The following is an 11,874-nucleotide window of genomic DNA, read 5'->3' as shown; positions in this document are numbered from 1 at the left end:
CCACCGCCGGCCGTTCGGCGCCGGCACGGCGCACCCGCCGGGCGAAGCCGGTGACGCTGCCGGTCCTGGCCGGCCGGAAGGCCGCGGTTGTTCGACCCGCCGCCAGTTGCTAGAGGGAACATATGCGCCGCGGCGCGGCGTGGGCCCGTAGCTCAACGGTTAGAGCTGACCGCTCATAACGGTCTGGTTGTCGGTTCGAGTCCGGCCGGGCCTACCACATCGCGATACGCCGACATCAGGCACGGACGGGTGCGGGGGCCGCTCTCAACCGCGCGTCTCAACCGCGCGCGCGGACGCAAAAAGCCGCCTCGTGGGCGGCCGGGTGTGTGCGCTGTTTGCACGATCGAATTTGGTTGCGGGGGCACGCAACCATCTCAAATTGCTATTTCGAGCCGCAGCATAGATATCCGCTCCGAGGTCGAGGGTGAGGGTTCAATTCCCCCTGATTTCGAGAAGCCCTGCGTTCCCAGTGACAAGCTAATTATAAAATGCGCTTGAACGCATATGCGCATTAAAGTAAAAGAAGCGTATGCAGTCCGCCCTCACCCTTCTGTCGGCCCTGGCCGAACCCACCCGCCTCGCGGCGGTCCACCTCCTGTGGGATGGGCACGAGCATTGCGTCTGCGAACTCGTGCGCGTCCTCGGCGTCACCCAATCCCGCATGTCGCGCCATATGGCGGTGCTCAAGCAGGCTGGCGTCGTGGTGGATCGGCGGGACGCCCAATGGGTGCGCTACCGTCGCAATCCCGAACTGCCGGCCGAGCAGGCAACCATCATCAATGCTGTCCTCACCACCCTGGACGCTTCATCGAACAGGAGAGCCGCATGAGCGCCGACCTGTCATTGACCGGGCGCAAGCCACCGAGGGATGCATCGTCACTGACCTGGGCGGCGGTGACGGCCGCGGCGATCGCCCTCTGGTTCGTGGTCTATGCCCAGCTCGCGCCGTTCTCCCAATGGCTAGTGGCCCGCCTGCCGGTGGAGCAAGGCAGCCATCTCGCTGAAGCGGTCGCGTTCTTCATCTACGACACGCCCAAGGTGCTGATGCTGCTGACGCTGGTGGTCTTCGCCATGGGCGTGGTGCGCAGCTTCTTCTCCGCCGAGCGCACCCGCGCCCTGCTCGCTGGAAACGCGAGGGGCTCGGCAACATTGCGGCCGCCGGCCTCGGCATCGTCACGCCCTTCTGCTCCTGCTCGGCGGTGCCGCTGTTCGTCGGCTTCGTCTCCGCCGGGGTGCCCCTGGGCGTCACCTTCTCCTTCCTCATCGCCGCGCCCATGGTCAACGAGGTGGCGCTGGGCCTCCTGTTCGCGCTGGTCGGCTGGAAGGTGGCGCTCACCTATCTGGCATTCGGCCTCTCCATCGCCATTATCGCCGGCTGGGTCATCGGACGCCTGCACCTGGAGGGCTGGCTGGAAGACTGGGTGCGCAACGTGCGTGCCAGTCCGGTCGAGCTGCCGCCAAACGGTATGACGCTGGTGGATCGCATCAGGGCCGGCCTCGACGCGGTGCGCGACATCGTCGGCAAGGTCTGGATGTGGATCATCGCCGGCATCGCAGCGGGCGCCTTCATCCACGGCTATGTGCCGGAAGATCTCCTCGCCTCCATCATGGGGCGGGATGCGTGGTGGTCGGTTCCGGCTGCGGTGCTGCTGGGCATTCCCATGTATTCCAATGCCGCGGGCATCATCCCGGTGGTCGAGGCCCTGCTGGCGAAGGGGGCAGCGCTGGGCACCGTGCTCGCCTTCATGATGGCGGTCATCGCCCTGTCGCTGCCGGAATGATCATCCTGCGCAAAGTCCTAAGCCTCAAGCTGATTGCCGTGTTTGTGGGCGTGGTCGGCATCGGCATCCTCGCCGTGGGCTTCCTGTTCAACGCGCTGTTTTCTTAAAACAAGAAAGGCAAAAGCCATGAAAGACGTGAAGGTGCTGGGCCCCGGCTGCTCTCGCTGCGAGGCAACGGCGCAGATGGTGCGGGATGAGGCGGCCAAGCTCGGGCTCGACGTCACGGTGGAAAAGGTCACCGACTATGCGGTGATCGCCGGATACGGCATCGCCTCGACGCCGGGCATCGTCATCGACGGCAAGGTGGTGCACGCCGGCGGCCTGCCGAAGCCGGACGATCTCGCCCGCTGGCTCGCGGCGTGAGCGCCGCCATGCTGGAATACAAGGTTCACGCGTCGCGCATCGACGTACACGGCAGCCTCGCCCGCACCAAAGAGGCCGAGATCACCCTCGACACCGACATTGGCGGGCGCGCCGATGCTTTCAACCCGGCGGAACTGTTCCTTGCCGCCATCGCGGCCTGCATGATCAAGGGCATCGAGCGGGTGACCCCGATGCTGAATTTCGAGCTGCGCGGGGTGGATGTCACGCTCCACGCCGTTCGGCAGGACGCGCCGCCGAAGATCATCTCGGTGGATTACGAGCTGATCATCGATACGGACGAGACGGAGCAGCGCCTGGCTTTGCTCCACACCAACGTCCGCAAGTACGGCACGATTTCGAACACCGTGGCGGAAGCGACCCGATTGGACGGGACGATCCGAAGGAAGGCATGAGGCGCATCAAGGCGCTGCGCGCACCCGCGCGAATGCGATCTGTCGTTATCCATGAAAGGCCAAGTCCATGACGAAACGAGACGTGGTCATCTGCGCGCCGGTGCGCACGGCGATCGGCACTTATAATGGCGCTCTGAAGGCGGTCCCCGCGACCGAGCTGGGTGCGACAGTCGTGCGCGAGACGCTCCGTCGCTCGGGCCTCGATGCAGCCAAGCTGTCGAGCCTCATCATGGGCAATGTGGTCCAGGCCGGCAACAAGATGAACCCCGCCCGCCAGGCGGCCGTCCATGGCGGCGTACCGGTGGAGGTGCCGGCCATGACTGTGAACCGGGTCTGCGGCTCCGGCGCCCAGGCCGTTGCCTCGGTCGCCCAGGAGATCTGGCTGGGCTTCGCCGATGCGGCGATCGCCGGCGGCATGGAGAACATGGACGCCGCGCCCTACCTCATGAGCGGCGGGCGCTGGGGCTATCGCATGGGCGATGCGCAGATCTACGATTCCATGCTGCGCGACGGCTTGAACGACGCCTTCTCGGGCGAGCATTCCGGTTGGCACACCGAAGACCTCGTGACCAAATGTGGTGTCTCCCGCGAGGATCAGGACCGTTGGGCGGCGCGCTCGCAACAGCGCTTTTCCCAGGCGCAGGCCGCCGGAAAATTCGATGCCGAGATCGTCGGTGTCGAAATCAAGGGCCGCAAGGGGCCGGAGATCTTCGCTCGCGACGAGCACAATCGGCCGGACACCACGATCGAATCCCTCACCAAGCTGAAGCCGGCCTTCCGTAAGGACGGCACCATCACCGCCGGAAACGCGCCCGGTCTCAATACCGGCGCCGCGGCGATGATCCTCGCCGAACGCGATTTCGCCGCGGCGAACGGCCTTGAGCCGCTGGCGCGGCTCGTCGCCTTCGGCGTCGGCGCGGTGGAGCCAGGCATGTTCGGCATCGGTCCGGTACCAGCCGTGCGCCAGGCGCTGGGGCGTGCGGGCTGGACGATCGCGGAGGTCGAGCGGGTGGAAATCAACGAGGCCTTCGCGGCGATCGCCCTCGCCGTTACCCGCGAGCTCGGCCTTGCCGAAGAGGTCGTCAATGTTGAAGGCGGGGCCATCGCCCATGGCCATCCCATCGGCGCGAGCGGGGCGATCCTGACCACGCGGCTCATCCATTCGATGCGGCGCGACGGCCTCAAGCGTGGCATCGTTACCCTCTGCATCGGCGGCGGCCAGGGCATCGCGCTGGCGATCGAAACACTGGCCTGACAGGCAGGTCAGACGCCCGGCTGCCGGCTTCGGCCGCGATCCCGCGCGGGTTCTTTGAAAGTGGCCCTCGCGCCGCCAATTGATTCCACGGCAGAAGAACAAGCCTCCTGGCGGGGGCACTGCGCAAATTGTCGTTTCTCACGCCGACACGGATGCCCGTTTGCCTTTCAGGCCATCCGCGTTATTCTTCGATTTAAGAAGAATTACAAAGCGGGAGGCCCTAGCAAATGGGCGCCGGTTCGCGCATCGACCGCAGGGCGGTCCTTGCTGCCGCTGCTTCCATGGTCGGCGCGACGCTCGTGCCCTGTTGGCGCGCGCCTGGGCCGGCATCATCCGTTTTGGCCTGACCCCCGTCTTCCTGACCTCCGACCTCGAACTGCTCGGCCGGCTTCAGATTTACCTGCGGCGGGCCACCGGCTTACCGGTCGAACTCGTCAGCCGGCGGACCTATCAGGAGATCACCGCGCTGCTGGTCTCGGGTCAGCTCGATGCCGCGTGGATCTGCGGCTATCCGTTCGTCGCCCATCGTGACGCGCTCCAGCTGGTCGCGGTTCCGCTGTGGCGCGGGCAGCCGCTCTATCAGTCCTGCCTCATCGTCGACCGGGACCGTGACGCACGGGACTTCCAGGACCTCAAGGGCGATATCCACGCCTTCTCGGACCCCGATTCCAATTCCGGCTTCCTCGTCACCCGCGCGCTTCTCGCGGAGCACGGCCTGAAGCCCCCGTCCTTCTTCGCCCGCACCTTCTTCACCTACGGCCATCGCAACGTGATCCGTGCCGTGGCCTCGGGCCTCGCCCAATCCGGTTCCGTGGACGGCTACGTCCTGGACGTTATGCGGGAGATCGAGCCGGAGCTGACGTCGCGCGTCGCCATCCTGCGCCGGTCCGAATGGCTCGGCTTCCCGCCCATCGCTGCCCCGCGCCATCCGCCAGACCCGCAGGCGCTCGCCGCGCTGACGGAGGCGCTTGCGCGCATGAACGAGGACGAGGATGGCAAGGCGGTGCTCGCCATGCTGCGGCTCGATGGTTTCGCGCCGCAGGAGGCGAGCCTCTTCGACCCCATCGCCGCAAAGGCGGCGCTCGTCGCGGGCACCGGGTGACGCCCATGATCGCGCGCCTTGACCCCCGCCAGTGGCCCGTCACCCTCAAGGTGCCCCTAGCGGTTGCGGCGCTCATGGTGCTGGTGGGGCTTGCACTCTCCGAGCGCGTGCTGAGCCGGCTGGGGGAGACGCAGGAGCGCCAGTTGCGCGCCTTGGCGCAGACCTATCTGGACAGCCTCTCCTCCGCGGTCGCACCCGCGATCCTAAGAGACGATGTCTGGGAAGTTTATGACGCCATCATGCGGGCACAGGCCCTCAACAAGAGCCTGCATCCGTTGAGCGCCGTGATCACCGACGCGGAGGGCCTCGTGATCGCGGCGTCCGATCCCCGTCGCTTCCCCATTGGGGTGCGTCTCCCGTCCGATCTCGCTCCGCTCGCAACCGGCCGGGATTTCAGATTCGAGGCGGGCGCCAGATCCGCCACCGCGACGCGCGTGCTTTCCTATCCTGGACGCATCGTCGGAATCATCCACGCCACTTTCGACACCAGCCATCTGGCTTTGGAGCGGCGCGACGTCGTCCTCGCGCTCGCGGCCACGAACGGGATGGTCACGCTGCTGCTCGCCGTGGCCGGCTGGTTGCTCGTCGCCCGCATGATGGCGCCGGTGCGCACGCTCTCGCGCTATCTGGGCGCTGCGAGCGAAGGGCGGGCGACGCCCGTTCCCCCGGAGGCGGTCGCGCGCAACGGCGCTGAATTCGCCCGCCTGTTCCTAGCCTACAATGCGCTGGTCCGGTCCATGTACGAGCGGGAGGACCTAGCCCGACAATTGGCGGACGAGCATCGGCTCGGCAGCCTCGGGCGGCTCACCTCGGCGCTCGCCCACGAGATCAACAACCCGCTGGGCGGCCTTTTTAACGCGCTGGCGACGCTGAAGACCCATGGACACCATGCGGCGGTCCGAAAATCGTCCCTCGGCCTTCTCGAACGAGGCCTCGTCGGTATCCGCGACTGGTGCGCACCACCCTCGCTTTGTATCGGCCGGAGCAGGCGCCGCGACCCCTCGCCATGGCCGATTTCGAGGACCTGCAGCTACTGATTGCCCCCGCGCGCGCCGGAAGGGTGTCGATCTGAGGTTCTCCGGTCCCGTCGACGTGTTGCTTCCTCTGCCCAGCACCCCGGTGCGCCAGGCCGTGCTGAACCTGCTGCTGAATGCGGTTTCCGCCGCCCCGCCGGGAAGCGAAGTGGCGGTGGATGCGTCGCTCACGCCGACGGCCCTGCATGTAATCGTGTCGGATCGAGGCAGCGGCCTGCCCGAGCCTGCGGGGTGCCTTCTTGCGGCTGGCGGGGAAACGGGTGGCCCACCCTGGGGCGGCGGCCTCGGCTTGTGGACCACCCGGCGCATCCTGGACGACCTCGGTGCCTCGGCCGAGGTCGAGCGGCCTGAAACGGGGGGAACGCGGATCCGTCTTCTCTTCCCTTTCATCGCCCCAATGGAGCTCGCCCATGTCGCATGAGCCTCCCGTCATCGGCCTCGTGGAGGACGATCCCATCATGGGCGAGAGCCTCGCGCAGCGGCTCGGCCTGGAGGGAATGAGGGTGCATTGGTGGCGGACCGGCTGCGCAGCGGTGGCGGATATCCGGAAGATTCGCTTCGAGGCTATCGTATGCGACATCCGCCTTCCGGATCTCGATGGGGAGGCTGTGTTCCGGGAAGCGGCGCACGTGCCTCGGACGCCGCCTTTCCTGTTCGTGACCGGCCATGGCGACATCGACCAAGCGGTGCGCCTGATGCGGTCCGGCGCGGCGGACTACGTCACCAAGCCCTTCGAGATGGAGGACTTCCTGGCGCGGCTCACCGACTTGCTGATGCCGCATGGAACCACGGAAGGCGGCACGTTGGGCGTCTCACCCGCCATCCGGCAGGTGGAGGCTCTGTTGTGCAGGATGGCTCGCCTGTCCTCCAATCTGCTCATCACGGGGGAGACAGGGACAGGTAAGGATGTAGCCGCCCGCTTCATCCATGCGCAATCGCGGCACGCGACCGCGCCGTTTATCGCGGTCAACTGCGCCGCCATTCCCGCCGACTTGATGGAAAGCGAGCTGTTCGGCCACGAGCGAGGCGCGTTCACCGGTGCCGCGCAGCGCCATCTCGGCTATGTGGAGCGCGCCGGCGACGGCACGCTGTTTCTCGACGAGATCGGGGAATTGCGTCCGGAGTTGCAGGCAAAACTCCTGCGGCTGATCGAGAGCAAGACGTTTCAGAGGGTCGGCGGTGAGCGCGAGATCGCCTTCGGCGGCCGTATCGTGACGGCCACCAACGCCGATCTGGCGCTGCGAGTTGTCGAGCGACAATTCCGCGAGGATCTCCTTTACCGCATCAACGCGGTCAGCATTCGCCTGCCATCTCTGCGGGAGCGCCCCGATGACATCCCATGGCTCATGGAGCGCTTCTTTACGGAATATAGCGCGGACACCGAGACCAACCTGAAAGGGATCAGCGCCCTCGCCGAGGAGGCCGCGATGCAGCATCCTTGGCCCGGGAATGTGCGGGAGCTGCGGAACCGGATGGAGCGTGCGGTCGCTCTTGCCTTGGGCCCCTGGCTGATGCCCGGGGATCTCTTTCCCGAGATCGTTCGCGAAGGCGCTGACGCCGGCCTACGGATCGGCTCACTGGAATCCGCGCGCCAGGAGGCGGAGAAGCGTCACATCCTCCGGGCGCTGTCCGCGACCGCGGGCGAACTCTCCGCCGCCGCCCGGCTCCTCGGCGTTGGGCGCACCACCCTGTGGGAGAAGATGCGCCGCCTCGGTTTGGGTAGCGACGGCTGACGGCGCGTTCGGGTTTCCGGACAGACGGCGCCGCAGCATGTTCGGGACGGCGGACGTGCTCGCCTCATCTCGCTCGTTAAATCATTGAATTCTCTACTCAGCTCCGCATGGCGCAGCTTCTGCAGGACGTCTTGCGTCCGAAAGGACCAATACGCTCTGGGAGGAGCTTTCATGAAAAGATGTCCCAGCCTCGTCGATGCCGGCCGCCGCAGCTTCCTGACCGGCGCCGGCCTTGCGACCGCAGGCGCCGCCGTCGCCTCCGTTCTGCCGGCCCAAGCCAAGGCGGCCCCTGCGGTCGCGTTGGTGAGATATCCAGCGAACCGCCTCGCCAATGTGAAGGACCTGAAAGTTAATGAGCCGCTGGACGTGGCCTATCCCGATGACGACGCGCCCGGCGTCCTTCTGAAGCTCGGGACACGCGTGGCCGGAGGCGCCGGACCCGACGGCGACATCGTCGGCTTCACCACCGTCTGCCCGCACAAGGGATTTCCCCTTTCTTACAGCACGACGGACAAGACGCTGAACTGCCCCGGCCATTATTCCCGCTTCGATTGCGAGAAAGGCGGCCAGCAGATCTGGGGCCAGGCGACGCAGAACCTGCCGCAATACGCGCTGCGTGTGGACGCGAAGGGCGACATCTATGCCGAAGGCGTGGATGAGCTGCTCTACGGCCGCCTCTCCAACGTGCTCTGAGGGAGGACACCATGGCTTACAAGCGCCAGATCGGCCAATTGCCCATCATTCCCGCCAATGCGACCGTCCACAACGTCGTCTGCCACTATTGCATCGTCGGCTGCGGCTACAAGGCCTATAGTTGGGACGCCCGATACGAGGGCGGCACGGCGCCGGGCGAGAACGCCTTCGGCGTCGATCTCTCCAGGCAACAGCCGGCAGAGACCGCAGCCTGGTATGCGCCGTCCATGTACAACATCGTCAGGCAGAACGGGCGAGACGTGCACATCGTCATCAAGCCCGACAAGGCGTGCGTGGTGAATTCCGGCCTCGGCTCCGTGCGCGGCGCGCGGATCGCCGAGATGAGCTATTCGCGCCAGCGCAACACCCAGCTCCAGCGCCTCACCGATCCCCAGGTCTGGCGCTACGGACAGCTCCAGCCCACGAGCTGGGACGACGCCCTCGACCTCGTCGCCCGCGTCACCGCAGCGGTGATCGCTGAGCAGGGCGAGGACGGCCTGTTCGTGTCCGCCTTCGACCACGGCGGCGCGGGCGGCGGATACGAGAACACCTGGGGCACCGGAAAGCTCTATTTCGGCGCCATGAAGGTAAAGAACATCCGCATCCACAATCGCCCGGCCTACAATTCGGAGGTCCACGGCTCGCGCGACATGGGGGTGGGCGAGCTCAACAATTGCTACGAGGACGCGGAGCTCGCCGACACCCTCGTAGCGGTGGGCACGAACGCGCTGGAAACCCAGACCAACTATTTCCTGAACCACTGGGTGCCCAACCTGCGCGGAACCTCCCTCGACAAGAAGAAGGCGGAGTTCGGCAGCGAGCCGGTGGCCAAGGCGCGCATCGTCATCGTCGATCCGCGCCGCACCGTCACCGTGAATGCCAGCGAGGTGGAGGCGGGCAAGGAGAACGTGCTCCATCTCGCCCTCAATTCCGGCACCGACCTGATCCTGTTCAACGCCTGGCTCACCTACGCGGCGGAGAAGGGGTGGATCGACAAGGGTTTCATCGCGGCCTCCACGAAGGACTTCGACAAGGCCCTGGCGGCCAACAAGGTGAGCGTGGCGGAAGCCGCTCGCGCCACCGGCCTCAGCGAGGCGGACATCGTCAAGGCGGTCACCTGGATCGGCGAGCCCAAGGCCGGCGGGGCACGTCGGCGGACCATGTTCGCCTATGAGAAGGGCCTCATCTGGGGCAATGACAACTACCGCACCAACCAGGCGCTGGTGAATCTCGCCCTCGCTACCGGCAATATCGGCCGTCCGGGCGGCGGCTGCGTGCGCATGGGCGGCCACCAGGAGGGTTATTGCCGCCCGTCCGACGCCCATGTGGGCCGGCCCGCAGCCTATGTGGACAAGCTGCTGATCGAGGGCAAGGGCGGCGTGCACCACATCTGGGGCTGCGACCACTACAAGACCACGCTCAACGCCATGGCTTTCAAGCGCGCCTACAAGATGCGCACGGACCTCGTGAAGGACGCCATGGCCAGCGTGCCCTACGGCGACCGCGATGCCATGGTGGCCGCCATCTTGGGCGCCATCCGCAAGGGTGGGCTGTTCAGCGTCGACGTGGACATCGTGCCGACCCATATCGGCGAGGCCGCCCATGTGATGCTGCCCGCCGCGACATCCGGCGAGATGAACCTCACCTCCATGAACGGCGAGCGGCGCATGCGCCTTACCGAGCGCTACATGGACCCGCCGGGCCAGGCCATGCCCGATTGCCTCATCGCCGCGCGGATCGCCAATCACATGGAGCGGGTGCTGCGCGCCATGGGCAAAACGGAGGTGGCGGACAAGTTCAAGGGCTTCGACTGGAAGAGCGAGGAAGACGCCTTCATGGACGGCTACGCCAAGAACGAAAAGGGCGGCGCGTTCGTCACCTACGATCGCCTGCGGACCATGGGCACTAACGGCTTCCAGGAGCCCGCCACGGCCTTCGCAGACGGCAAGATCGTCGGCACCAAGCGGCTGTTCGCCGATGGCAAGTTCAACAAGCCGGACGGCAAGGCGGTGTTCGCCGAAACCCGGTGGCGCGGCCTCCAGGCCCCCGGCAAACAGGCGGAGAAGGACAAGTTCGCCTTCCTCATCAATAACGGGCGGGCGAACCTCGTCTGGCAGAGCGCCTATCTTGACGTGGAGAATGAGCTGGTCATGGATCGCTGGCCCTATCCCTTCATCGAGATGAACCCGCAGGACATGGGCGAGCTTGGCCTCAAGAGCGGCGATCTCGTGGAGGTCTACAACGAGAACGGCTCCACCCAGGCCATGGCCTATCCCACCCCCACGGCGAAGCGGAAGGAGACTTTCATGCTGTTCGGCTTCCCGACCGGCGTGCAGGGCAATGTGGTGTCCGCGGGGGTCAACGAGGACATCATCCCCAACTACAAGCAGACGTGGGGCAACATCCGCAAGATCGCCGACGCGCCGGAAGGCGTGCGGCACCTGACCTTCAAGTCGAAGGAGTATCCGGCCTGACGGCGGGCACCATCGGCCGGCGTTCTGGCGCCGGCCGAGACCGCACCCTCATCCGTGGCGCCACACTTTCACCGATGACACGACGAGGATCAGCGCCAGGATGGGAAGCAAGACCTGCTCGGGCACAAGCCCAAGGAGGTGCCCGCCGATGAAGGCGCCCACGATGGAGCCCACCGCCATCACGGCCACGAACACCTTGTTCTGCGCGACGGTGGCGAAGGCGTTGTCGCGGCTGTAGCGGGTGAAGCCGACGATCATGGTGGGCAGGCTCACCGCCAGCGACAGGCTGCCGGCGAGCTTGATGTCCGCGCCGAAGAGAAGCACCAGCGTCGGAATCAGCAGCTCACCGCCGGCCACGCCCATCAGCGAGGCGACCACGCCAATGGCGAATCCCGCAATGACGCCGGCCACGATCAGCCAGGGTCCCGAAAGCAGCGCGGACGCTGCGGTCGATCCGTGTCCGAACAGGAGGGCGACGGCGATCAGCACCAGCAGGACTGCCAAGACCCGGTCGAGGGTGCGGGAGCTGAGCCGGGTGGCCCAGCCGGCGCCGAACCAGGCGCCAACGAGGCTACCCGCCAACAGGTTGAGGATGATCGGCCAGTTGGTCGCGATGGCGCTGAAGGGCACCGTCGCCGCCCTGAACGGCAGCGCGCTAGCGACGACGACCAGGCTCATGGCCTTGTTGAGGATGACCGCTTCGAGCGCCCGGAAGCGGAATGGGCCGATCAGCAGCGGCAGGCGGAACTCTGCGCCACCAAGCCCGATGAGACCGCCGAGCATGCCGATGAGGGCGCCCCCGGCGAAGGCCGGCACCGGCGGGGGGCCAGGGTTGGACCCCCGCTCGTCCCGTGTGTTGGCACGCTCGGACGACAGTGGAATGGACTGCTGGGACATGGATGAGCCTCCGGCCATGATCGTTCGGACGGAGCCGCCATCATGGTATGAAATGATATGAATTGATACGAAAACAAACGATTTGACGGGTATATTGCTGGTTTAATGAGCCGAGCGTGGCGAATAGAT

Annotated in this window: 11 protein-coding genes, 1 tRNA gene and 1 pseudogene; 12 read left to right on the top strand and 1 reads right to left on the bottom strand. The window is 66.1% G+C overall.

Annotated elements, in window-relative coordinates:
• The first annotated feature begins 141 nt into the window (after positions 1-141).
• The 12 genes and pseudogenes from AC2W7M_RS02380 to AC2W7M_RS02325 all read left to right on the top strand — a co-directional run bounded on the left by AC2W7M_RS02380 (position 142) and on the right by AC2W7M_RS02325 (position 10,848).
• Positions 142-217, top strand: a tRNA-Ile gene (locus AC2W7M_RS02380).
• 312 nt (positions 218-529) lie between these two features.
• Positions 530-829: an ArsR/SmtB family transcription factor gene (locus AC2W7M_RS02375; RefSeq protein WP_149577635.1), complete on the top strand. Its 300-nt coding sequence runs from the start codon at positions 530-532 to the stop codon at positions 827-829.
• A pseudogene (locus tag AC2W7M_RS02370) lies at positions 826-1,888 on the top strand (permease). The gene AC2W7M_RS02375 and the pseudogene AC2W7M_RS02370 overlap by 4 nt, the downstream one beginning before the upstream one ends.
• A gap of 19 nt (positions 1,889-1,907) precedes the next feature.
• Entirely contained in the window at positions 1,908-2,144 is a 237-nt protein-coding gene (locus tag AC2W7M_RS02365) for a thioredoxin family protein (protein WP_149577637.1), read from the top strand.
• Positions 2,141-2,557, top strand: coding sequence for an OsmC family protein (locus AC2W7M_RS02360; protein ID WP_432445298.1), 417 nt, complete (start codon positions 2,141-2,143; stop codon positions 2,555-2,557). Before AC2W7M_RS02365 ends, AC2W7M_RS02360 begins: the two co-directional genes overlap by 4 nt.
• A 67-nt stretch (positions 2,558-2,624) precedes the next feature.
• Positions 2,625-3,812, top strand: coding sequence for a thiolase family protein (locus tag AC2W7M_RS02355; protein WP_149577639.1), 1,188 nt, complete (start codon positions 2,625-2,627; stop codon positions 3,810-3,812).
• 307 nt (positions 3,813-4,119) lie between these two features.
• Positions 4,120-4,914: a substrate-binding domain-containing protein gene (locus AC2W7M_RS02350; protein ID WP_486129730.1), complete on the top strand. Its 795-nt coding sequence runs from the start codon at positions 4,120-4,122 to the stop codon at positions 4,912-4,914.
• 74 nt (positions 4,915-4,988) lie between these two features.
• Complete coding sequence (locus AC2W7M_RS02345; protein ID WP_486129728.1) at positions 4,989-5,951, top strand: hypothetical protein; 963 nt, start codon at positions 4,989-4,991, stop codon at positions 5,949-5,951.
• Positions 5,952-6,045: 94 nt separating this feature from the next.
• Positions 6,046-6,369 (top strand): ATP-binding protein, encoded by a 324-nt coding sequence (locus AC2W7M_RS02340; RefSeq protein ID WP_486129726.1) that lies wholly within the window; start codon positions 6,046-6,048, stop codon positions 6,367-6,369.
• Positions 6,359-7,681 carry a sigma-54-dependent transcriptional regulator gene (locus tag AC2W7M_RS02335; RefSeq protein WP_149577642.1) on the top strand — a complete coding sequence of 441 codons (1,323 nt, stop codon included), beginning with the start codon at positions 6,359-6,361 and terminating at the stop codon, positions 7,679-7,681. The genes AC2W7M_RS02340 and AC2W7M_RS02335 overlap by 11 nt, the downstream gene beginning before the upstream one ends.
• Positions 7,682-7,852: 171 nt before the next feature.
• Complete coding sequence (locus AC2W7M_RS02330) at positions 7,853-8,374, top strand: arsenate reductase (azurin) small subunit (protein ID WP_012115921.1); 522 nt, start codon at positions 7,853-7,855, stop codon at positions 8,372-8,374.
• A gap of 11 nt (positions 8,375-8,385) precedes the next feature.
• On the top strand, positions 8,386-10,848 hold the full coding sequence (locus AC2W7M_RS02325) for an arsenate reductase (azurin) large subunit (RefSeq protein ID WP_149577643.1): 2,463 nt from the start codon (positions 8,386-8,388) through the stop codon (positions 10,846-10,848).
• Between the two features lie 48 nt (positions 10,849-10,896).
• On the opposite strand, the gene AC2W7M_RS02320 is transcribed toward AC2W7M_RS02325, so the two are convergent.
• A complete protein-coding gene (locus AC2W7M_RS02320; RefSeq protein ID WP_393983842.1) occupies positions 10,897-11,745 on the bottom strand; it encodes a sulfite exporter TauE/SafE family protein in 849 nt (282 codons plus the stop codon).
• Positions 11,746-11,874 lie beyond the last annotated feature (129 nt).

The organism is Xanthobacter sp. BG11Y11_SDJG (genome assembly GCF_057364445.1).
This window is presented reverse-complemented; position numbering and strand designations above follow the sequence as displayed.